The sequence below is a fragment of the Haloarcula sp. H-GB5 genome, assembly GCF_054850705.1.
The window spans coordinates 96,805-120,297 of the sequence record NZ_JBTWBG010000005.1 but is presented as its reverse complement, the minus strand read 5'-3'; the positions used below and the strand labels follow the sequence as shown (position 1 = coordinate 120,297).

Genomic DNA, 23,493 nt, shown 5'->3' with positions numbered 1-23,493 from the left:
CAAATGAAAAGTACGATCTTAATCAACCACGACGACGTAATGGTAAGCGGAGATGACGACCGGACAGAGAAAGCGGAGGCTGTCGAAGCAGCGGTCGAAGACCTCTTCGACGAAACCGATACTCTCGGACCAATCACAGTCGAGAATCTCGGAGTCAACCTCGGTGCGCAGCGCGACGACTGGGAAGAAGGCGAACCGTGCCCCGAGTGTGGATCTACGATAATCAGCGTCATGAACCTGACTGAAGACCGCTACGTGTCTGAGAGCGGTAAATTCGAGTTCGTCAAGAAGGGGGACGCGATCGGGCCGGACACCTCTTACGTGTGTGGTAACTGCGTCTCCTTCCTCAAGTACAGTCCAGCGACCGAATAGTCGCAAAAAGCGACCAATGGAGACCAATCACTGTCTGTGAAACAACGTTACTCTGTTTCATCCTTATGAACGAGCGCACAGCGGGCACATAGCGCAGTTTTGTCTGTGGCGTAGCCAGAACCAGTGCAGGATGAGTATCGCGTTACGTCGCCGCACAGGCGATTTTTACAGCATCCAGACAGGCCGAGCAGCCCAGCCAGAAAGAACACCACAACAACCCGCCGCAGGGGGTAGTGACTCAACGCAAGGAGTATTCACTCTGAAAAAAGTCCTTGAACTGGGCGCGTGAGAGTTTCTATCCACCGGAGGAAGTGAAGTATGACCTACGAGATTCCAGAGAGTTCGCAGAGAGAAGCAGAAGTCGAAACTGCCCATGACAACCTCGCGACCGAACACGGACGAGACAACGTCCTCGTGACTGAGGTTGACGGCAACATCATCTCTATCGTCGGAGACAACATTGGCACCATCGACCCTGTTACCGTCAACGTCGACGATCTCAAGTAAGCGCAATGGCAGGTCAAGAAACTGATTCCAAAAACGCACCTCCGAGTTAGTCCTCTGTTCGACCGGAGCCACTGGCCCCAAGAGTGGACATCCGAGTGGCGGATACAAGTCCTCGACCTCTTCGCAGGGCGTGGTGGGACAGGCCGAGCGCTGGACAAAGTCTTGCCCCGTCGGATGTTCCTCAGCGTCGACAATCTTGGCTTCAACACTACCGTCGTTCATGACGATAGCGATGAGACACACAGACACAGTTCATTCCTACTCTGACAATGACTCCAGAATTCGAAGGTCCCGACAACGCACCGACGGCTATCGATTTGTTCGCCGGCTGTGGCGGGTTCACGTACGGGCTGATGAACGGCGGGTTCCGCGTAAAGGCAGCGTGGGAAAAGGCGACACCAGAGTTTGGGACGTATCATCAGCACCACTGCCAAGCAAACGACATCACTCTCTTCCGAGACGCGACCGACGTCGACGCCTCGAAAGCCCCGGACGACCTTACCCTTTTAGCCGGCGGTCCTCCCTGCCAAGGACTTTCGTCCAATCAAGGCGAAACGAACTCAGACGACCCGAGAAACCAACTTCTGTTCACGATGGTCGATTGGGCCGAAGCGACGAATCCCCAGCTCATCGCAATCGAAAACGTGACTGGATTACGCACTTGCCACACCAGACTCTTAGATGCACTTACTGGTGATCTAGAAGATTTAGGCTACGAGGTTGGAGTCATCTCATTGAACGCAGCAAACTACGGCGTCCCCCAAACAAGAGAGCGGCTCTTCGTACTTGGGGTGAGAAACGACCTATCGCCGCCCGACCAGTGGGAGCCACCGCGGGTCTGCAACGAAGGCCAACAGAGGTTAAGTGACCTAAGAGGATCAGGATGGCCAGCGTCGTACTTGACGGTCAAGGAAGCAGTCAAAGACCTACCGGAGCCGCTCGAACCTGCATCCCCCAGTGAAGACCCAATTCACCACACGCTCGCAGAACGTCCTAGTATTGACGACAACCAACTCACTCGGGCACGGGTTGATCCGAATACAGTCTCTGGATTCATTACTCGCGACGGCGAACAGCAATGGATGCCGACAAATCACGTTGCCCAAGACCACGGTACCGACCATCGTGAAAAGATGGCTGGATATCCGTTGGGACATACTGGGCCACCGACGACCGCAAGGCGACTCCATCCGGACGAACCAGCGCCTACAATGACAAACTCAAGTGGAACACCGCCCGTCCACTACCAAGGCGCGGCTCCCAGTCAGGAGGGGAACAGCGCAAACGTCCGGCGTCTCACTGTCCGTGAGGTCGCTCGAATCCAAACATTCCTTGATGAGTATACATTCGCAGGAACACGGGGAGAGCAGTACCGGATGGTCTGTAATGCGGTTCCGCCTGCGTTAGCCTATCATATCAGCCGCCATCTTCGGACTGAAATTCTTGAAGCGCAGACAAGCTATTCCAGCACAAACCAACTGGCAGGTCGAGCAAGTGCACCAGAAAGTGCCTGAGGTTGGTTTGGGCGTCAATATTATAAGAGGTGACCGAGAAGTGGTTATTGACCGGGCTAACCGGAGGTAAGCATCTATAATGAGTCTCACTGAGCGCGCAGGAGCGGCTAACAAGCGAATGGTACAGATACTCAACTTCATCGACGAGAATAGCGAAGCAGCCCGTCTCCAAGGAGCGGCAATCGCCGGCGTCCTTCTTGGCGGTTGGCTGGCCGCAACTGGAGTTGAGATTGGTTATTCGGCACCAGTCATCGCCTCGATAATGACGGTCGGAACAGCAACGGCGTTCGCAATCAGAGCTATAGCATAAGGGTTGTCAGATACATCATGATGCATTCTGCAACCCAGGTAAGAACGGATACCGACCAAAATTCAGTTTTCATCGTCGACGACGAGAAGGATCTGCTCCTGTTGTACGAAGAGATTCTCGAAGACGAATACGATGTACGGACTGCTACAAGTGGTCCTGAAGCCCTCCAGAAAATCGACTGTTCGGTCGATGCCGTCCTACTCGATCGAACGATGCCAGAGATGTCTGGTGACGAAGTGCTGGGTATACTTCGCGAAGAAGGGCTTAATGTACCTATCGCGATGGTCACCGCAGTCAAGCCTACCGAAGAGGTCGTTGACTTGCCTTTTGATGAGTACATGACAAAACCCATCACTCCTAACGAGGTGCTCGATCTGGTAAACACGTTGATGACACGGAAAGAGTACCATCAAGCCAGCCAAGAGTTGTTTAGACACGTATCAAAGAAAACTGTGCTCGAGAGAGCAAACTGCGACAGGTCAGACGAGTATGAAGACCTCGTCGAAGAGATAGCAGATTTGCGGAAGAATATTCGGTCTATTCTTAACGATATCTCTTCGACTAATCCAAGCTGAAAGCTTCGTTAGTACCGAATTGTCCTTGCCCAATAGGATTTTTAGCTTAGACACCACGCACAGGAGTAAAAGTGGAATTTGGGGGGTCAAAGTTCTTTTTGCAGATACACACACCATGCACAGGAGTAAACGAGTCCTGGAAAGGCCAGAATTCATCTACTACAGACACACACCGCGCACAGGAGTAAACAGAACAGAAATGAATCGAAGTATCCTTTTGAATCTGCAGATCTCAGGAGTCTATATCCGTAGAATCAGGAGATATATAGAGTATAGACGATCTGGATAAGGACTCCGGACGCGACTAGGAGTCGTATCTGAATGACCATAGTGAAGGCGAAATAACCTTTTCTTCGCCTTCTCTAGGTGGTTTGCAGTTACTGTTATGCTGTTATTGTATTAAATCTTCCCGTATTTATACATACTTTCTGAAACACTGTCTTAGACATTCTACTCGGTGTTTCTTGTGTTTGAAGACGGTATACGGTGGATTTGAGCCAATTCTCCCCTCCCATTGTCTGGAGTTTACTCCTGTGCGCGGTGTGTGTGTCCTCCTATATCTTCCAGTTACTATTGCGCACACTTTCTGAAGAATCCCGGCTCCGTCCCGGAGACCGGCCTTACAAGGCTCCTTACGCCGGGTTTACTCCTGTATTCACTAGATAGTTTTATTATCCCCTAAGAGTAAGATAATGACTATGCCCGATGACGGCCCCATCTCAGACATAGATGACGACATCAGGGATGAACAAGCCCCGATATCCCGTGACAATTCTGACAATGATTCTATCAGTAGTATCGAAGATGAATTCGAGATGGAGCGAGTTACGGTATTTAAAGATGAAACGCTCCTCCATCCCACAAACCTCGTCGACGAAGACCGTATTTATGGCCGGGACAAGCAATTAGACTCAGTCATCCGCCAGTTGAAACCAGCGTTAGATGAAGTGCCACCCAAGGATATGATTCTCCACGGGCCATCTGGCACCGGAAAATCGCTCATCATCGGGACAGTCACTAATAAGCTCGTCAAAGTCGCTGAACGGAGAGGGTATAATATCGCAGTTATCAAGCTCAATTGTGTCGATATCAAGACAGAAGACGCAGCTGTCTACAACCTCGCGAAGAAACTGGCTCGAGAACTTGATATGTCCTTTGACCTCGCTCGTAAGGGTATCTCTACGAATAGAAAGTACGAGGAGCTTTATGATCTGATCCGCGAGCATCTCGATCTCACAATATTCGTTCTTGATGAACTAGATAGTCTGGTTGGTGGTCGACGGACTAACAATGAACCACCTGCTTACTCAAATCTCCTCTACAACCTCACGCGGGCAACAGATATCGCAGACTTAGAACACCAAGTCACCACCGCTGTTCTAACCAACGACGCTGACTCACTAGTCCAGGGTCTCGATTCAAGAACAGAGAGCTCTTTCTCTCCCCGTGAAATTCTATTTGACGATTACAACGCGACTGAGCTCCGTGAAATTCTCCGTCGTCGTGAAGACGCGTTTCAGGAAGGGGTTCTCGAAGATGATGTTATACCGCTAACCGCAGCTTATGCAGCACAGGGCGAGGGCGATGCCAGAAAAGCGATTGATCTGCTCCACTCAGCTGGTGAAATCGCTGACGACAAGGGAAGTCCCGTTGTTACGGAAGATCACTGTCGGGAAGCACAAACCAAAGTCGAAGTCGAGTACTCGGTGAGAGAGATACGGAACGCGAGCATACAAAAGAAGACTCTCATTTTCGCAGCCGCCCTCTGTGACCTGTACAACGACACCGATATCGATGGAGTACCGGGCCAAATCGCACACAATGTCTATGAGAAGATCGCAGAAAGTGAGGACATGGACAAACGGAGCCGGAGTCGGACGCGAGTGTGGTTCAACGAATATGTGACGAATAGCCTGTTCACTTCGGAAACAAAAGGCTACGGTCGCGGGAAAGGCAAGCACACCCACTATTACTTCCAGAAGGACCCCAATAACATCCGAACCGAACTCGTCAACTCCGACGACCGTCTTCAAGACGTTCACAACGACCGAGAACTATTCCGTGAGATCGTTCGAAACGAGTACAAGTGGCTGGCTTCCTAACTTTGACCTCTATGCCGTTAGTCTCGCTCTCTTCCCCGACCAGGTTGCTGGTTTTACTCCTGTGCGCGGTGTCTCTCCTCAAAAGTGGATAAGAAAATCACACTAGCAACTACCGTTAGGCTTTCGGAACCTTGCTTACTCTTGTGCGCGGTGTATTCTCTTAGACGCTCAGGACTTCGTTTACTCCTGTGCGCGGTGTGTCTCCTCAAAATATATCTATCTTTATTTACTCCTGTGCGCGGTGTCTAAAATAACCAGTCGTTATACGGAACAGCACGACTAAATACGAAGAAGATAAATCGGGATAGTAACCGCAAAGGGCTGATTGATGAACACCAGTCAAAAGGGAGACAATGAGTCGAAAGAAGACGAGACCGTCTTCATTATTGACGATGAGGAGGGAATGGTTGTTTTCCTGGAAGATTGTCTTGACGGCCATTATACAGTCAAATCAGACACGGATGCAATACGCGCCTTTCACAGAATCGACAACTCAGTTGATGTGGTCCTACTAGACAGGAAGATGCCAGAAATGACTGGCGACAAGCTTCTGGGCCTCCTTCGTGAGAAAGGACTCGACGTTCAAATCGCGATGATCACTGCTATCAAACCAACTGAAGAGATTATGGAAATGCCGTTCGACGACTATCTAGTCAAGCCAGTAGAAGAACCAGAAGTCCTGGGGCTCGTCGATACGCTGATAACACGGAAACAATTCCGCCGAGCAACCCAGCGATTCTTCCGTAACATCTCCAAGATACAAGCCCTAGAAAAAGCCAACCGAACTGATACCAAAGAGTACGACAAACTCATCAAGCGGACTGCCGAGCTTCACGGCAAGATCAACGAGATTCTTGACAACATCAACTCACCAAACTTCAGCTAACTCCTCTCTGATCTACAAGCTGGCCAACACCCCGCTGATTTTCTTGTAGTGCGAATGGACCGTAACAGTAGTTGATAGCGCGGTTTTGTTCAGATCTGTCCCTGAAACTGAAACGGCCAATCGGTACATACAGAGTACGGCCTCAGTACAGACGTTAGACCCGGAAAAAGAGTAAGAGGGTACAGAGCAAGTCGAACTCACTGATTTCGACTATTTCTGAAGAAGAAAACCGTACTAGCAACGACTGTTTGACCAGTATAGCAGGTGGAAAAGCAGAGAACAGTGTAGATGTACGAATTGCGTTCTTCGGGTGAACTGCCTTTCTTGACCGGTTAATCTTCCACTGGCCCAGATAACTCAGACGGATCGAGATCATCGATTAACGGGAATAGCCCCTCACCAGCTACCGTTTCAACAGTATGTCGTCGTAGTAACCCACGGTCATTATCAGTCAGTGTTCGGATTCGGTTCGGGAATCCGAGAACGCGCAGGTACTCATCGACGAACTCCACCATTTCTGCAACGGCATGTTTGGTGAACTGATACGCATCAATGCTCGTGTGTTCAGTAATAGTGGGGCTCTCACGTTCTGGCGTGATAATCCCCCACTCAGTCATCAGTTCATTCGGAAGTACGGAATCATCAAGCTGTGTGTAGTACTTCTTGAAATCCTCCCTATCGTCTTCGGAGAGAGTGGTTAGCCAGATTGAGTGCGACCCCCATTCTACCATGTTGTCTCCAGTTACAGTATGCCCCGGGCCACGCTTGATCACGCCACTTTGATGGATGATGTCGTTTCGGAAGATGTGCAGCAGTTCGATGAATGGGTGGTTTTGCTGGACATGTAGCCACGCGTCTTCGTTTTCCTCTTTTAGTGCCTGGAGAACCGGATTACTACCTACTCGAAGGTTCGTGTTTCTGTCGCTCACATCAACGTCGAGCATGTCTCGCGTGTGCAACGCGAGGACATCACCGATGCCGGTCAGGAGTGAGATGCAGTTGTTGAAGTGGTATCTTACCATGATATCGGTGTGATTTCCGGTACCACGATAGTGCTGGGTGCCGATCTCGTCTATTCCGACGCAGAGAGACTCGATTCGGTCGATCATTGATCCTAGGTATTCGTTTGCGCTGAGATGCGGGACGAGTAGTCGTGAGAGGCTCCAGCACCAGTTCGTTCGTCCAATCCGGTATGTTCCAGGGCGATCGCTGTCAGCAGGTGGGTAGAATTTGAATTCGTTGTTGTTTCGGAAGTATATACCAGTGAATTCGACGGCTTCCCGGGTGCTCATCAAGTGTAAGCGCTCGCGCTTGTGTTTACAGAATTCGTGTTCTATTTCGTATCGGTTTCGAAGAAGACTCGTTCGTTCAGTGATGAAGATGTCGAGATCACACTCATTGGAGAGCTGTGTGAGGGATTCGAATATGTCGATGAGGGCGATGTCGTCTGTTTCTGGTTGTGGTTCGGTGTAGTCTCCACGAGTGGCGAGAGCGTCGTGCCGGTCGGGAAAATAACTGGTTTTGAGGGTTTTGTCGCCCCAAGAGATTTCTAGGTCTGTTTCTTCAGGGTTCCGGTCGATCGAGAGTGATGTAATGGCGTCAAGTTCGGAGGAGTGTGCTTGTTCAGGGGTTCGATAGAAGGAGAAATCGTCGTGCCAAGTGTAGTGGAGGAGTCGTTCGAGTGGTGAGTAAGGGGCGACGTGTGAATCGAGGCTTTTGGTGTCGAGGATGTATCGTATTGTGGTAGTGTCTGGGAGGATTTCGCGGGAATCCATTTGTTTTGGTGTGTTTGTCTACTGTCCTAAGTGTTTGCGTGAGGAGCGGTGGAAGTCGTGAACTGAAGTGTGGTGTTTTCCAGTGGTAAAGTCAGGTGTGGCGGTGTAAGTTGTGAATGTGACCTGTGGATTACAAGTTCAGGAGTGGGCACGTTTCTGGACAACACGCAACCCACCGACTTGCGGCTTTACCCCAAATAGTTTTGACCAGTAGAGATCAACAAGTCACCTAATTGGTGGTTTGTAGGAATCCAAACGCTGAATCTGTGGAAGCAATCCAATCACATTTTGTATAGCGTGATGCAGTTTATCAGAGTGGATTTGTTAACTCACACGGGTTGAGGAGGGTGAAACTAGCCGATTCAGGGGTATAGGTAACTACTCTTGATTAGAATAGTAATCAAGAGTAGATTGAAGTACCCCGACGCCGTCGGTGAAGCACGAAACGTGAATCCAACTCAGCACAGCCTTCTATTACCAGAAATCAACGGTACAGCCGACACATGGAGGGAAGCGTATGCTCGGTGACGCAGACGCCGGCACCTCTCTGGATACCACGTTCGACCGCTACTTTCTGGACATCGGAAAGGGTCGAGGCAGCGACGGCGGCCACTACCGCCGGAATAGCAAGCGAGAATTAGAACGGTTCATCGAGTGGGCAGCTGGTGATCGAGGCCCTGACGAGTGGACCGGAATCGTTCCCGACGACGCCGACCGCACCCCCACGTTCACCGACCTCTCTGAAAGCGTCTTCCGTGAGTACGCACGTCACTTAGCCAACGATCGGGGACTCAAGCAAAACACTGTCCAGACCTATTACGCCTACATCTCTGCGTGGTGTGGATGGTGTGTCACCGAAGGGTACCTTGAGACGCACTACGCTCAGCGAGCCAGCGCGACGGCCCCACTCCCCGATGACGACGGTCGAAAACCGGGAGACCAGCAGGCGTGGACCTCCGAACAGCGACACGCTATAACCAAATACGTCAACGAGGCCGCCTACCAAGCGAGTGAAAAAACCGCAGACATCCCCAGTGACGAATCCGAGAAGAAGTCTCGTGCCCGCTATGATGCACTCTGCGCGGCCCGTGATCGGGCACTCGTCTATCTTGTCGCCTACACCGCAATCCGAATCGGTGAACTGGTCCGTGACGTAGACGACCCACGCCGCCGTGGGGTGCGGTGGGAGGACGTCAATCTCGACGAAGGTAGCATTGACGTCTATCGGAAGAAGCAGTCGTGGGACAGCGCAAGTCTCCCCGAACCCGTGATTGACCCGCTCAAATTCTACAAGCGGCGTCTCGATGCTCCCTCAGAGAGGTGGCCAGTCTTTCCCACACTCCACTTCGCGACGGTCTCGAAACAGATTCAAGAGGAATTGGAGGATCGGGGCTTGAACGACAACGAGATCGCCGCCCGGCGTGATGAGTTTGAATACGACCTCTTCCTCGCCCTCGAAGAGGACATCCGTCTTCCGTCAATTTCCACTGACGGCGCGCGCCGTGCGCTGAAGCGAATCACCGAAAAGAGCGACATAGAAATTGAGCACCCGAAACACGAGTATCTCGCTCCACACGGTGGCCGTCGGGGGATGGGCGAAGTCCTGGTGAGAGCGTTCGGATACACCATTGCCGCCCGATATCTGGATAACTCTGAAGAGATGGTTAGGAAGAGATATTCCCACATCGAGGCCGGTGAACTCGGTGACTCTGCTGCCGAGGCGATTGAAGACATTGACGGATAACTTGGCTACAGAAGTATTTAAGCAAGACTGTACTTAGTGTATAAAGTTTTTATAGTAGTGAGCCGTAATATGGCACATGAGCCATCAGACGGAGCCAAAGGGGTCAGACGGAGTTTCGATTTCTCTCTCAATACCCGCCCAGAACCCTGAATTGTTCAAAAGCAAGGCTACGAACGACATCCTGCTATTTTTAACGAATCACCGATTCAATCAGTTCTCACTCCGCGAAGTCGCTGAGCAGATAGAACACTCCCAGCAGACGGTTCGAAGGGCCGTCAACACCCTCATCGAAAACGGGCTGGTAATTGAGTCTCCCGAGAGTAGTCGACGCCTCGTCCAAATCAACCGGACGCGACTCTCCATCCCAGATGACCCGATCCTCCGAATCCCACAACCGGAATACCAAGAGCCTACTAAAGCCGCTATCGACGACCTCACCGCCCGTCTCGACAGCGTCGTCGCTATCATCCTCTTTGGAAGTGTTGCGCGTGGGGAAGCTGACCGACGAAGTGACATTGACCTCTGGGTACTCACCAAAGGAGAGCGGGCCACGAACCAGCGAGAAGCAAACGCCGTTGCCCGCGAACTTGAAGACATGGAATTTAACGGAAACAGATACGCCTACGACATTGACGTTGAGGCAGTTCAATCAGTCCCTGCGTACACGGAGGATATCCGTGAAATCGTTGTCTCAGGCATACCAATCTACACGACTGCCACGTTCGAGACCGTCGAAAAACTGCTACTCGAAGAAGGTGATAGCAATGAATAGCGGATCTGATCCCACTGAGGTCCGAGATGGACTGGACCGTGCCCAGGACGCTTTTGAAATGGTCGGTCGTGGTAAAGCAGAATTCGAGACTGGGATCAACGACGGCGATGATTGGGAAACTCAGCTGACAAAGGCTTGCCGGCTTATCGAAGTCATCGGCACTCTCCAAGCGGAAGGTAGCTACTACACAGCGGTGATTGAACTCAGTTTCGGGGCCATTGAACGGTCAATCGAAGCGTATGCGCTCGCGATGACGAACGACTCGATTCAGGACTTTCAAGATCACCAGTCCGGGTACGAGCGCGCGCACGAGGTCGGACTGTTCACGAAGGAGACTGCGAAGGGTATGAAAGACCTGTACGCTGAAAACCGGACAGAAAGCTACTACGGTGGTGGACGACCGACAGGAGAACAAGCAGGCGCAATGGCTGACCTCGCAACTGCCGTCCACAGGTTCTCCGTAGACCAGATTCGGGTAGGTGGTGTCTGCCTCTGTAGGTAGCAGAAGCTTAGGGTTCAAATAGTCGGTAATATACTGCATGTCGCTATACTATTCTCTGGGGGCAGCTAACCACGTTTTCGGAATCACAAATTCTACCAACCACTAGATTGCTGAGGACGTTCCTTGCGGAGACCCAGTCATCCGACCACCGGTTCCGGTAGACGTGAAACTATGCATCGTAGAAGTGTCATCGCAACATCAGTCTGGGGGCAGGAGCCTCTCACACGAGTCTTTTTAAGATGGTACCGACAAAGAAAAGTCAGGAATGAAGAGACGCAGCTTTCTATCGTCAGCAGCCGGTGCTGTCGTGTTAACAGCGGGTTGTACAAGCAGTGCTCGCTCCAGTGCAGCAGAGAATTACCACGACATTATCAATCCAGATCCCTCCGCTTCAAACGCTGGTTTAGCCTCAAACCCAGCTGAAGTCGATGCCCGTAACGTTGAGCCGTCCTCATTCGAGACCTACACCGCCACTAACGAGGCAAACACGAACCTCCGAATGGTGCCTCTCGATATCGCTCGATACTGGTATCACACTCAGAAAGCGAGATTTATCGACACGAGAACGGCCTCACAGTACCAAGAATCACATATTGCGGGTGCTGTTTTCAGCCCCGCCCCAAATGGTAAGGAAAACGATCCAGTGGCCAATTGGGATAAGAATGAACGTGTCGTAGCCTACTGTACATGCCCACACCACCTCTCAGGGATTCGCGCCGGAAACCTCATTGAGGATGGGTTTACGGGCGCATACATCCTTGGCCCAGGGATGGAACCGTGGGCCAAGAAAGGCTACCCGACCGCTGGGATGCAGAAGAACAAAACCGAGTTCGTCGACGACTATTCCAACGTCAACGGAAACGACGAAAACGAGAGACAGGAGTGATAACCTCTCCGTCTAAACCGATATATATCAGAAAATGGCAGGAAAAATCATCGTCGTCGGGGCCGCAATACTGGGAATAATTGCCCTGATCATGCGGACTGCTTCAGTATCGTTCGACACAAGTGACGACGAAGTTGACTCCGACGTCGAGATCGCGACCGGAGATACTGGTCGCGGTGGCGGTGGTGGAGGTAACCACGGGAGTAGCTTGGAGAACACAGTAACCGCCACAATCAGCGACCGTCCCGGTGGAGGCGACATCAAAGTCACCACACACAGCCCGATCAAACCACCTCACACAAAGGGTCGGGGGCGACAATCCAGAACCCAACGAAGTACGTCTTGCGACCACTGTGGAGCAGCTAACAAAAACAAGGATTCTCGATGCTGGAGTTGTGGCTCAAGCCCGCAGGCAACGTTCAGCTCGGAAAGTCTGGAATCAGTCAACAAGCGTCTTAGAGACGCCGCTGCTGATGAGTCGTACGTCGTCAAAAAGAGCGAGGATCCAAAAAGCCGCCCTGTAGAAAGCCCTGCGATTCCTTCAGACGAAGAAGATGATTCATACGGAAACACTGCGACCGAAGAGGATGACATTGAAAACCGTGAGGACATTCCGATCTACTGGACGTGGATTGGATTGTTCTTCGGTTGGATGGACAAATGGCGCACACTCACGAACACACATATACGGAGTATTAGCCTCGTTGCAGGAGTGACGCTTCTTTTCTGGGGGACTGGTATCATCGCCGGAGCGTTCAAGTACGGCACAAGCGGATTGACTGCGCTAATAGGAGCATCCCTCATCGCCGTCGTTACTGGGGCTGTCGCGACGTTATTCTATCTTGCTCCTGGACGAGTCAAAACCGTCGCGATAGCCCACCCATTTGCCATCAGCACACTCTTTCTCCCTACGACTGTCATTGCGCTAAACGAAATAGCGTTCAGCGGTTTCTTATATTTCAGTTGGTTGATCGTAGAATTCACCAACAATACGTTCCTTGCCCCTATCGGCTTAGAGACATTCTTCCGTACCACCTTTGACTTGGAGGGTTCGAATTATCTATTGCTGTGGTTCGCAATCTCCTTCCCGATTGGGTGGACTTTCGGGACTGGCTCTTACCTTTTCCACAAGCTCATCGAGCAGATGAAACACACACTCCAATCGCGAGAGTCCGATTCTCCCCCTGCTGGTCCAACGCGAAATGTTAGCGATGAAGGTGAGTGATTCCTGTGGGGGTTGAGAGTCCTTCTTTCTACCATCCCAGGAGAGGTAGAGATTGATTCCTTATGGGAGACAACGTTCAGTTAGATTCATTCAACCAGACCGCAACTGAGGAGCCGGGATCACCGGGTGACACGGAGGACGCAGAGAGTCCATCCGCCCCAACCGAAGGCGTGTCGGCTTCCGAGAACACCGGGAGTGACGAATACGGGACTCCGCGTTGGCTAATTCGCCGGCTGACCGACCACCAGAAGTTCGACCTTGATCCCGCTGCTGGAGCAGAGCCGATGGCTATCGCCCAGTCGCGATTCACAGAAGAGGACGATGGATTGTCTCAGTCGTGGACGGGGCCGGGCATCGACAGCATCTACCTCAATCCGCCGTACTCTGACCCTGAGCCGTTCCTCCGGAAGCTCAAGCACTCCGTCGACCCAGACGACGACGATGCAGCTACGTACGGCATCAGCCTCACCAAGTCCGACACCTCCACTAACTGGTTTCACAACCATCTCGTTCAGGCGACTGTTCTGTGTTTCCCCGATACGCGCCTGAAGTTCCATGGGGGGAAGCAGGGTGCGAAGTTCCCGAACGTCCTCGGGGTATTCGGGGAGCCGCCTGAGCCACTTCTGGATACGCTCGCCGATCTCGGTGAACTGTATTCGCGCGTCGAGGTCAATACGGCAGTCGAACAGCAGCGTCTCGACGACCTCATCGCTGACGGTGGATGTACTGCGGCTGCCATCCCGGTCACCACAGACAATGGTGGATTCAAGAGTCGTTACGCGAGTCTGGATTTCGTCGCTCCGGGTGACAAGATCGAACTGACGTTCGATACCGATTCGCTGGCCACTCGCCACAAAGACATCCCTGAGCGCGTCCGTCTCACAGTTCTGCCGGAAGGCAAGGAAATCGAAGCCCGTACGGGAAGCATCCTCATCGACACAATCGGTGAAACGGGCGACGGGACTGATGTCTGCGCTCAACTGCGGAACTCTGCCGAGATCGTGAGTCACCTGGAGGTCTCGCTCGCAGTCGGGATGGACCACTGGGAGCTCGTCACACCAAGCACCGTCCGCCTCCTCCCGTGAGGAAAGGGATTCCCACGGCAAACCTCAAGGGACTTCGGTGTGCAGTTGTGCTATGGAAGATCCGATTAGGAGGCAGGACTACGAACCGACACCTGATGGTATGAAACGGTGGGCGGCAAACGAACTCCCTCACGGCGTACCCCTTCTCTACGCCATCGTCGGGTTCGCCACAATCTCCACGCTCGCCACCGTCATCCTCGCGACTGTACAATTCGCGTTCAACTGGAGCGCGCCGACTTGGATGCCTGTTGGAGTCGCTTTCCTCGGCGTGTTCTGGGCGTTCGGCGGCTGGCAGCACGGCGTTGAGGCCGAAGCCGACCTCGACACCAACTCGGACGCCCGCGCCTCTGATTCGGGCATCTAAACAGCAAACTTCCTCCTCGAAAAAATTCCGTGTCGTGAAACAGCGTAACTCTGTTTCACCACCCTCTCCCAGTGCAGGCTCGACACCAGTTCTGTCCAAGACCCAACACAACACCTATGGGAGCACCTTCCATATCTGTACGTAACGATGTCTGAAAGGAGTGAAGGGGAGCAGCAGCCAGAATCCCCGTCCACACAATTCACGAGCAAGGTGTTCGACGTCGAGGAGTTCGACGATGTCGTCGTTGGGACGGTCGAAGGGTCGACAATTCCAGAACGCGACACCAGACGACTCCGGGATACCATCCGCAGCGCCCAGCACGGAGAAGAAGTGGAACTCACGCTTGGCACGGGCGAGATGCAAGCCACTCGCCGTGGGAAAGTGGTCGGTAAGAAAGGCCCGCGATGCACGAACCCGCCTCACCTTGATTGGGAATTCGCTCTCGAGGTTGAGGTGCCACTGGATGAGGATGAACCAAGCCGGCTCTATCGGATCGGGACTGGCGATGAACGGTTTGGGGAGTGGTTCGTCTTCAGCTACGACTACCGTCCTGAACTCGGCGTCTTCAGGAACGAAACGGAAACAGCCCACGGGTGGGCCATCGAAGTGACTCGGAATCCCTAGTCCCTGTTAGAGGTCTGTTTGTATCTCCCCTCCGTGGGTAGAGGAGAGATTCCAGATGAGTGAACATCCAGAGGGCTACGTAGAGCTCCAGCCAGAGGGTGAGGTCGACGGTCTCGGAGATGCCGCCATGAGTAGTATATCCCTCAGAGGCGGCTTCTCGCCCGCGTTTGACATCCCTGTCGAACTCGTCGTGGATCGTTTCAAGGAGGAGCTGATTGCGCGAGCAGCAGACAAAACGTGGGAGAACGACTACGACGGGTTCGACACCTTCCACACGAAAGCGATTCGGTCCATCGAAGCAGTCGTCGACCACGAGATCCCTCGCGTCGATCGGTGTTCCGCGGCGGGTATCGTCAAAGAGAACATCGGCCCGCAAGCAGAACAGCACTATGACGACTGGGAAGTGCTCGCTGAGTCCTGGATCAGCCAGTGGTTGATGCTGTACAACTCGATTCTCGAAACGAACGTCGGTGCAGACGTCGAAGCATTCGAGGACGCCCTTCGAGGCGTGTACGCGAACGAATTGATGGATGGAGAAGACGCTCGGGCGCTCGCAGAGCACCTCCTTGACCAAGTAGAGTCGGAGTGACGCCCACGGGTGAGTAGAGTCTCCGCAAGTAGTTTTTCACCCCCAGAATAGGTGAAGGGATTTCCAGTAAGTGGATTCAGTCCAATCAAATCGTCTCATATCTCACACAGGAGAGTGAATACAATGTCCCAATCAGAGTCTCCGTCAGGAGGAACCCAGCAATTCCAGACGGCTGCAAGCATCGTCCCAATAACCGATCTCGTCGAGCAGGAAGGAACCGTCCCGTTCCTTGGAGTAAACGGAGCAGCTGACGCCGAGTACCCCGAGGGAACGGCTACAATCGGTTCCCGGTACGTCGGAGACAACCCACGCTCGTTCAAAGAAGCGCTCGATGTTCTCCCCCATCCCGCAGAGGGGGATTTGTGGGCGGACAATGAGTTCGTTACTCCCGGCGACAGCAGCAACAGCGTTAATGTTGATCTAGAAGCGATCCGTGACGTCCATGGTCTCAACATCAGCGACCTTGAACAGCGTACGGGGATGACGCTTCGAGAGATGGTGAACGCGGCGGATCCAGATCCACTTATTCCAGTCAACTCGAACAAGGACATCATTGACCACCGCCGGCTCGCGCTCAACACGCTAGGGTTCGACTGTAAGTTCCGATGGCAGATCGCATCCAGTCGATACGACACTGGGAATATGCGGGAATTCTTCAAGCGGAAGATCGCGGCCTGCCAGCAGCACAACGCCGATGATGCGTTCGGGTGGATTCGACATCACGACTGGGGTGGGTCAGTCACCATCACGACCATCTATCCGAGCAAGGCGTACGAGGTCGGGATGCCGGACGATACGGACATCGACATCCAGCAGGACCAGCTCACCATCGCGGACAACCCCGTGGGGCAGAGCTTCAACGAGCGAGAGGACGGTGACGGTGAAAGCATCACCATCTACTACGGGGACCGGATGGGGTACGACTTCCGGGGGACACAGAAGCTCTGGGCAAAGCCAGTCATCTTCGTGCCATCCGTGGGCGCGATGATTCCGATCCCCTACGACGGGACGGATTTCAGCCGGAAGCACACGGGCAACCTGATGGAGGACGCGATCAAGTGGCACGGGAAGATCCTCTCTAAGATCGACGACCTCACCGAGTCCGTCAACCAGACCATCGTCCGGGCACGAATCGCGGCGCTGGACTTCGAGGAACTGCCGTTCGCAATCGAGGACTTCTATCGGTACGTCGGCATCAAGAACGACACGTACTGCGAGAAGGCCGCAGAGCGCGCGCGGACACTCGCCTCGCCCGAGACGCAACCGAGTCTGTGGAACCTTCAACTCTCCCTCAAGCTCGCGATTCTGGACAACTACGAAGGGTCGAAGGCGGGGAAGACCTACCAGGAGTATCAGGAGATCGCCGGCCAGATTCTTCGCTACCCGTCGACGCAAATCCAGCTCGCGATGGAGCAGTACGAGTACGAAAAGGACACCGTCGACGATGACGAGCCGCTCATCGACGACGAGCAGCAGACCCTCGTGGAATCTCTCGAGGACGTCATCGACCTGAAGGGCGTCACGGAGAACCGCCTGAACGCAACCGACGCGCAGAAAATCGAGAGCCGTATCCAGCAACGGCTCCCGACCAGCGGCGACTGAATCGCTCGCGAACACGTCTTAGTGATACAAAATGTCGAGCTCAGCCACCCCAACTGACAGCGCAACCGACGAACAGATTCTCAGCCACTTCGTCTACCGGCGAATCCGCGAGAACGGTGGCCCGGTCGGGTACGAAGAAACCGTCCTCTCTGTGAGCGACGTAGCGAATCTGACCAGCCAGCAAGCGAAAGACCTCATCGAATCCGGGGAGCAGTCCGGGGTCTACGAGACCAAGCGTGACCCCAGTGGGAGCATCCTCATCACGAGTGCGTCCCCCATCGGCCAAGAGCCCGCAGTCATCTCCCAGCGCTTCGGTAAGCGAGTCCACCAAGGGGCGGACTTCATCGTCCTCGATGGCGTCGACTCAGAGACTGAAACCATCCTCGGGAACCACTACGACTCCTTCGAGGAGCTCGCAGACGCCGACCCCGCCACCGTTGCGAACTACGTGAACACGGGGTTGGACGCTCGCGCAGAACCGAGCGAATTCAACGAACTCACTCGCCTCACAGGAAGCGAAGTGGCGGCCCTCCAAGACAACGGGATTACGACCAAACGCGATCTCGTGCAAGCCGACCCTGAGCAGCTTGCGTCCATCAAGGGGACGACGCTCACGGAGGCGAAGGTCACGCGAGCCCAACAGCAAGTCGAGGACGACGTCAACGTTCTCACTTCGGCGGACGCGAGTACAATCATCGCGAGCGCTCGTCAGCACATCCCTGTCGGTGGGAGTCTCGCTGAGTACGCGGTCTCGAAACACGAAGAGCGGAAAGCCGTCCTCGGCGCTGCGAAGGCGAAGGTGTCGAAGGTCGAAGACGAAACCGGGCGGGTCGGAGAACCGTTAGCGGTTGTTCGCGGCGACCTCGATGCGAGCGATGAGGAGGCGAACTACGTGAGCGATACCGGGCACAACGAAGGCAACCCGGTCAACACCGGCCTGCCGGTGCTCGAGGATGTCGGGTACGACAAAGTCCCGAAGCTGGCGACAGAAGCAGACGCCGGCCACTCGGCGCTCCCTGCCGACGAAGACGGGAACGTGGTTCCACCCACCATCCCGCTGGAACGTGACCTGAAGATGCCCATCGATGAACTGGTCGCGAAGAAGCTCGCCCGGAACGTCCCGGTTCGAATCGTCGGGCCGCGTGGGTCGGGGAAGAACTATTTGATGAAGTATCTCGCCTACAAGACGAATCGCGGCTACCGGAGTCTGGACGTCGACAAGGCGACGATGCCCCAGGACCTCTTCGGACACATCTCCCCCAACAAGGACGGCGTTCTCGAGCCGAAGAACGCGGACGTGAAGCAGGGACTCATCAACGGCGACTTGATTGTGATCAATGAGTTCCCTGTGATGACCGCCGGGGCTGCTATGTCGATGCACCAGCTCCTGAATGAGAACAAGATCGTCATCAAGGAACACGGCGAGGAAATCGAGCCTCATCCGCAGGCGCGGATCATAATCACGATGAACCCGCCGACGCGTGAGTACCGCGACAGCGAGCCAATGAACTCAGCTACTCGTGGTCGGTTCCGGACGTTCTGGCAGGGCTATCCGGACACCGTCAAGGACGAGGTTCGGACGCTGGACCAGCAAATCAACACGACTGAGACGGTCGTACAGCAGGGGACGCTCAAGAAAATCGTCGAGTTCGCGCACCGGACGCGGCGAGACAATATGAGCACATGGCCAACGCTCTCCACGCGGAACCTGACTATCGTCTGCGAGCACATCGGTGACGGTGCCTCTCCCGCCGCTGCTGTGAAGAACGTGTTCCGGAACGTCGCTGAGCCGAATCAGAATCCCGAGGATGCGTTCGACGCGATCGGAGACCTCTTCTAGAGACCAACAACCGAGTTGGTCTGTCTACTTCGGGCCGTAGCGCTTCTCGCAGGTTGTTCCAGAAGACTCATCATTTGTGACGCATAGCGCCACCCAGTCACCCGACGCGAACGGGGGGAAATCTTGGGAGCTGTTTTCGTATTCGCCACGCCTGAACTCTTGGACGACAACGCGACCGCCTGAATCCAATGTACCCGCTTCTGTCCCACAACTTTCACATACTTTTGCCATGAGTTCTATTCTGGGCTATCCCTTCTTAAAACCAATGAGAGCGCCTGCGGCGAACCCGCCACTCAGGGGTGCTGCCGAAAGGATATCCGCGACGAACGGTGGTATCCCAGACTCACCCGCCGTAGTGCTGAACGCGGCTGCGTTCTCGAGGAGACTCCAGTTGACGGACACGATGCCCTGATTCTCCAGATACGCGAGGACCCCGAGTTGCACGCCGACCAGGACAGCAACCAGTTTCACGATCTTCTTCGCCGCAAAACCGATTACGCCCCCGACAACGGCACCGCCACCTGCCTGTACGCCTAGCGCCGGGTCGAACTCCATACGCTCGCTTGATAGGAAGCCTCCTAATACATTCCGGTCAGGCTAGACATTCCCTTAGAGGGACGCGGTGAAGTTTTTACTCCTCCAGAAAAGGTAGAAGGAGTTCTGTCCCAGATGAAGCTGGGAACCCAGATTGAACTATGAGCCAATCAGCAGACACCCCTACATCGCACTCCCGCGCGGCTGAGATAGCAACCCCGAGCCCAGCCGAGGTGCGGACCTCGAAACAGCGGGCTGAAGAAATCAAGCAGTACATCCTTGGTTTACTCCCCGCTCACATCAGCAAGTCCGTCGACGTCGTCATCACCGAGCAAGTCCCGACAGCAGCAGTTCTCCCGGCGACAGAAGATGCCTTGCTCACAGACGGACAGGCGGAGTTTGACCGACAGCAGGCCCGCCGGCTTATCGAGTCAGTCGACGGCGACTATCTCGTTCTCATCACGGCACGCGAGACGCCGGACGCTGGCCCACTCAACGACGAACAATCAGCTGATCGGGCACACCAGTTCGGGCTTGCCTTCCACGAGACCCTCCACATCCTGAAAACGGCATTCAAAGGCATCCAGACGCTCCTTGCGGACGATGTCGAAGACCAGTACCGTGATTTCGTCCACGACCTCATCAACGCCACCGAAGACGGGGCTATCGAACACGAAGTCTACGTCGGGGAGGACTTCTCAACGCGGGCTGGGAACCGCCTCCGGCTCGTTCGCGAGATTCACAAGCGCAAGCCAGAAGACTATGAGGCGCTCCCTGACGACCGGTCGGAGTTCACATTCAGGGACGCACTCCAGAAAGCGCTCCACGATAACGTCATCCTGCCCCCATCAGGAACGACGAGCGCTCTCCTCGACGAAGACGACGACCGGGTAACGTTCGCCTCAGACGAAGAGCGCACCGTCTTCTTACAGATATACCCCGAGATCGAGCGGCTGGCAGACGACATCCACAGCATCCGTGGGGACGTTGGAACAGAACTCCACCGGAACAACGCTGAGGCATCTATCCGGCGAGCGAAACGGACGATCAAGTTCTGGCACGAGGTCGTGAAACCGCTCGTCGATACCGACGCGAGTGAACAGAAGCAAGACCAGCAACAGCAGCAGTCAAGTGGTGATGGACAGCCCAATCAGTCCGATGAACAGGAACAGGGGCAGGACCAGCAACAGCAACAGGGGCAGGCGGGTGAATCGCCTTCCAGTACCCAGAGTTCATCAGCTGGCAGTGATGGTGACTCTCAGCAGGATGCTACGCAGACGGGGAGCCAGAGCCCGGATTCTCCCCAGGACAGTAGCGATGAGGCAGCGCCGAGTGACGGCATCAGTCCCGAAGACCTCTCCTTAGAACGGAACGCGGTCAGCGACTCTCTCCAAGGTGTTGCCGACCACCCGTCGATCACCGACGAACCCAACCCCGACAACGTCGACCTCAACCCAGACGGCGCAAAGGATGAATCCGGTTCGGACGACAGCACCAACTCGTCCTCTGTTCGTGAGAACGGGGACGAGCCATCCCAGGAAGAGAGCGATTCCGGCCCTTCGACAGACACCGATTCTGACTCCACGCCCGGTGAAATGCCGGACGCTCCCGGTCAGCCTGATTCCGATGGGGGAGACGACTCCGAAGGGGGTGAGTCCAGTACTGGCGATCAGGACTCTGCCACTGATGCTACTCCTGAAGACGACGCAGGTGAGAGTGAGTCTCATTCGGGAGGCGAAGTGGAGGTCGAATCCGAATCCGACAGCTCTGACCTTGCATCGAGTACGCAGTCATCTTCGGGAGCATCTACTCAGTCTACGTTCGGGGATTTCGCCCAGGACGAGTCTGAATCAGAAAGCGCGAACGGGGGCGATGATGGAAGTGAGACCGGAGGCAGATCAGGGACTAGAGAAGAGCAGGTGGATGAAGTCAGCGAAGGCGGGGATGTATCTAGCGAACAAGAATCGGAATCCGGTCAGAATGGGAACGGCCTCGGAGAATCTCCGCCGTCTGAGAACGCTGAGAGCGCCGAGAAGAACGACACTTCGCTCGGGGAGGGTTCTTCCTCACCCCAGTCCAGCGAAAGCGGAGAGGATGTCCAGCCAGCCGAAGACGGCGCTCCTACAGTTTCGGGTGAGGGTCAATCGCAGGATTCGGAGAGTGGACAGCCTGATGCAAGCCAGCAGTCGGGAGGAAGCTCATCTGCCGGTGGCGAGCAGTCCACGTCATCAGCATCGACCAGTGGAGTGTCGGGACCTGAGCAAACCGAAGATGAACTATCCTCCGAGGACTTCGAGAGCGACCGCAAACGCGCCCAACAGACCGCAGACGAAATCTCCAGCGACGGTGATGCACTCCAACGGGAGCTTGAGGCGCTCGACCAGATGCTCGGTGAAGAAGCCGAAGCAGACCCCGACAGCGAAGCCGGCGGTTCTGGTGCAGGAGCCGGCTCTATCAACGAACTTTCGGTGCTCCCAGACCCACAAGATGAGAGCGCGTCCGAAATGGACTGGGGGACGGTCGAAAAAGCCGCCGGGACCGTCGCGGATACCCTCGCGAAGCAGCTCCAACTCGATCAGCAAACAGGCGTTCGGTCGGGGTTGACCTCTGGGACAACCGTCAACCGGAAGGCTGCCTATCGACTCGGGTACGGAGACCCGCGTGTATTCGATACGCAGATCCCTGGCGATGAGAAGGAGTACTTCATCGTAATCGTGCTTGACCGCTCGGGGTCGATGGACCCGGCTCGGTACAACAGCAACGGGTCAAACGGACCGACGAAGATCCAAGTCGCGACGAGCGCTGTCGCCCGGTTCGCGGTCGCCTGTGAAGACCTCGGCATTAACGTGGCTGTCGTCGACTTCTACGACGATACTGCTCGGCTCGCCAAGCCTGCCTCCGTCGACGCTGAGTTCGCACAGGAGGCGCTCCTGAACACGGACGCGGGTGGTGGAACACCACTCTCGGACGCGCTCACGCTCGCCACATCGCTATCAGAGATGGACTCCAAGGAATCCATCATCATCACAATGACCGACGGTAAGCCGCGAGACGTAGACGCAACCGCTGAGGTCATCAAGCAATCGTACGCTCCGGTCTGTTCGCTGACTGTCGCCACGGACTGTGAACCGGGGAATCCGCCCGAACGGGCAGCAGAGTTGGAGCCGCACTTCGACCAGACAACAACCGTGTTCGACCCGGAGAAGCTAGACGACCGCCTAGACCAGTTCGCAGCACTCCTCGGGATGTACTAAGCGCTAACTGTTGGGTGGGAGTCGCAGTAGAAGGTTTTTGTCCCCCTACGCGGGGTAGAGGGATTGGAATATGTCCAAGTTAGAGTACATCCGGAAGTTGGAGGAGATGGAAGCAGACGTGAAGGTCATCGAAGCAATCGATGAAGAGGGCTCTGCTATCCTCCTAAGTGATCCTGCCACGCGGGAACTGTGTCTCGCCCTCAACGACTATCTCGACCAGATCGACCCACACAACGCCGACAAGCAGGAGTCCGTTGCGTTCTTCTACGAGTCGATTATAGACAGCTTCACATTCCATCGTGGTAGCTACCTTCTTTCGAAGTGGATTTCCCAGACCGAGGCCAGCGAACTGTTCGAAAACTACACGGCTAATGATTCCGAGGTGTGGGAAGAACTCCGTGAAGCGTTCAGCGAAGTGCTAGAGTGACCAG

General features: G+C 54.6%; 22 protein-coding genes. 20 read left to right on the top strand and 2 right to left on the bottom strand.

Translation table 11 applies throughout. The annotated features are described in order from the left end of the window. The first annotated feature begins 3 nt into the window (after positions 1 to 3). The 7 genes from ACYJ11_RS18790 to ACYJ11_RS18760 all read left to right on the top strand — a co-directional run bounded on the left by ACYJ11_RS18790 (position 4) and on the right by ACYJ11_RS18760 (position 6,266). Entirely contained in the window at positions 4 to 372 is a 369-nt protein-coding gene (locus ACYJ11_RS18790; RefSeq protein WP_461648975.1) for a hypothetical protein, read from the top strand. Between the two features lie 318 nt (positions 373 to 690). After that, the gene (locus tag ACYJ11_RS18785) at positions 691 to 879 is read left to right on the top strand and encodes a hypothetical protein (protein WP_461648974.1); all 189 of its coding nucleotides are present in this window, start codon (positions 691 to 693) and stop codon (positions 877 to 879) included. Between the two features lie 269 nt (positions 880 to 1,148). Next, on the top strand, positions 1,149 to 2,393 hold the full coding sequence (locus ACYJ11_RS18780) for a DNA cytosine methyltransferase (RefSeq protein ID WP_461648973.1): 1,245 nt from the start codon (positions 1,149 to 1,151) through the stop codon (positions 2,391 to 2,393). Positions 2,394 to 2,472: 79 nt separating this feature from the next. After that, a complete protein-coding gene (locus tag ACYJ11_RS18775) occupies positions 2,473 to 2,703 on the top strand; it encodes a hypothetical protein (RefSeq protein WP_461648972.1) in 231 nt (76 codons plus the stop codon). Positions 2,704 to 2,720: 17 nt separating this feature from the next. Next, on the top strand, positions 2,721 to 3,278 hold the full coding sequence (locus ACYJ11_RS18770; protein WP_461648971.1) for a response regulator: 558 nt from the start codon (positions 2,721 to 2,723) through the stop codon (positions 3,276 to 3,278). A 698-nt stretch (positions 3,279 to 3,976) separates the two neighbouring features. Beyond that, a complete protein-coding gene (locus ACYJ11_RS18765) occupies positions 3,977 to 5,380 on the top strand; it encodes an AAA family ATPase (protein ID WP_461648970.1) in 1,404 nt (467 codons plus the stop codon). Positions 5,381 to 5,708: 328 nt separating this feature from the next. After that, the gene (locus ACYJ11_RS18760) at positions 5,709 to 6,266 is read left to right on the top strand and encodes a response regulator (protein ID WP_461648969.1); all 558 of its coding nucleotides are present in this window, start codon (positions 5,709 to 5,711) and stop codon (positions 6,264 to 6,266) included. 332 nt (positions 6,267 to 6,598) lie between these two features. Here ACYJ11_RS18760 and ACYJ11_RS18755 read toward each other — a convergent pair whose 3' ends face one another. Then, complete coding sequence (locus ACYJ11_RS18755; RefSeq protein ID WP_461648968.1) at positions 6,599 to 8,041, bottom strand: hypothetical protein; 1,443 nt, start codon at positions 8,039 to 8,041, stop codon at positions 6,599 to 6,601. A 517-nt stretch (positions 8,042 to 8,558) separates the two neighbouring features. Here ACYJ11_RS18755 and ACYJ11_RS18750 point away from each other — a divergent pair. The 11 genes from ACYJ11_RS18750 to ACYJ11_RS18700 all read left to right on the top strand — a co-directional run bounded on the left by ACYJ11_RS18750 (position 8,559) and on the right by ACYJ11_RS18700 (position 19,274). Beyond that, the gene (locus ACYJ11_RS18750; protein ID WP_461648967.1) at positions 8,559 to 9,785 is read left to right on the top strand and encodes a tyrosine-type recombinase/integrase; all 1,227 of its coding nucleotides are present in this window, start codon (positions 8,559 to 8,561) and stop codon (positions 9,783 to 9,785) included. Positions 9,786 to 9,861: 76 nt separating this feature from the next. Continuing rightward, positions 9,862 to 10,557 carry a nucleotidyltransferase domain-containing protein gene (locus ACYJ11_RS18745; protein ID WP_064289216.1) on the top strand — a complete coding sequence of 232 codons (696 nt, stop codon included), beginning with the start codon at positions 9,862 to 9,864 and terminating at the stop codon, positions 10,555 to 10,557. A gap of 58 nt (positions 10,558 to 10,615) precedes the next feature. Further along, entirely contained in the window at positions 10,616 to 11,059 is a 444-nt protein-coding gene (locus ACYJ11_RS18740) for a DNA-binding protein (RefSeq protein ID WP_461648966.1), read from the top strand. Positions 11,060 to 11,324: 265 nt separating this feature from the next. Further along, entirely contained in the window at positions 11,325 to 11,945 is a 621-nt protein-coding gene (locus ACYJ11_RS18735) for a rhodanese-like domain-containing protein (RefSeq protein WP_461648965.1), read from the top strand. A 34-nt stretch (positions 11,946 to 11,979) separates the two neighbouring features. Continuing rightward, the gene (locus ACYJ11_RS18730) at positions 11,980 to 13,170 is read left to right on the top strand and encodes a hypothetical protein (protein WP_461648964.1); all 1,191 of its coding nucleotides are present in this window, start codon (positions 11,980 to 11,982) and stop codon (positions 13,168 to 13,170) included. Between the two features lie 62 nt (positions 13,171 to 13,232). Further along, positions 13,233 to 14,255: a DNA N-6-adenine-methyltransferase gene (locus tag ACYJ11_RS18725; RefSeq protein WP_064289213.1), complete on the top strand. Its 1,023-nt coding sequence runs from the start codon at positions 13,233 to 13,235 to the stop codon at positions 14,253 to 14,255. A gap of 100 nt (positions 14,256 to 14,355) precedes the next feature. Next, positions 14,356 to 14,619, top strand: a complete 264-nt coding sequence (locus tag ACYJ11_RS18720) for a hypothetical protein (RefSeq protein WP_155120791.1) — start codon at positions 14,356 to 14,358, stop codon at positions 14,617 to 14,619. 147 nt (positions 14,620 to 14,766) lie between these two features. Further along, positions 14,767 to 15,243, top strand: coding sequence for a hypothetical protein (locus ACYJ11_RS18715; RefSeq protein WP_155120790.1), 477 nt, complete (start codon positions 14,767 to 14,769; stop codon positions 15,241 to 15,243). A 55-nt stretch (positions 15,244 to 15,298) separates the two neighbouring features. Next, positions 15,299 to 15,832 carry a hypothetical protein gene (locus ACYJ11_RS18710; RefSeq protein WP_461648963.1) on the top strand — a complete coding sequence of 178 codons (534 nt, stop codon included), beginning with the start codon at positions 15,299 to 15,301 and terminating at the stop codon, positions 15,830 to 15,832. Between the two features lie 123 nt (positions 15,833 to 15,955). Continuing rightward, positions 15,956 to 17,434 (top strand): hypothetical protein, encoded by a 1,479-nt coding sequence (locus ACYJ11_RS18705; protein ID WP_461648962.1) that lies wholly within the window; start codon positions 15,956 to 15,958, stop codon positions 17,432 to 17,434. A gap of 31 nt (positions 17,435 to 17,465) precedes the next feature. Continuing rightward, positions 17,466 to 19,274, top strand: a complete 1,809-nt coding sequence (locus tag ACYJ11_RS18700; protein WP_461648961.1) for an AAA family ATPase — start codon at positions 17,466 to 17,468, stop codon at positions 19,272 to 19,274. A gap of 246 nt (positions 19,275 to 19,520) precedes the next feature. Here the strand turns inward: ACYJ11_RS18700 and ACYJ11_RS18695 are convergent, their stop codons facing one another. Then, entirely contained in the window at positions 19,521 to 19,829 is a 309-nt protein-coding gene (locus ACYJ11_RS18695; protein WP_461648960.1) for an FUN14 domain-containing protein, read from the bottom strand. Between the two features lie 140 nt (positions 19,830 to 19,969). Here ACYJ11_RS18695 and ACYJ11_RS18690 point away from each other — a divergent pair, with 140 nt between their 5' ends. Both ACYJ11_RS18690 and ACYJ11_RS18685 read left to right on the top strand, forming a co-directional pair. Next, positions 19,970 to 23,062: a VWA domain-containing protein gene (locus ACYJ11_RS18690; protein WP_461648959.1), complete on the top strand. Its 3,093-nt coding sequence runs from the start codon at positions 19,970 to 19,972 to the stop codon at positions 23,060 to 23,062. A 70-nt stretch (positions 23,063 to 23,132) separates the two neighbouring features. Beyond that, positions 23,133 to 23,489, top strand: a complete 357-nt coding sequence (locus ACYJ11_RS18685) for a hypothetical protein (protein ID WP_461648958.1) — start codon at positions 23,133 to 23,135, stop codon at positions 23,487 to 23,489. The last annotated feature ends 4 nt before the right edge of the window (positions 23,490 to 23,493 follow it).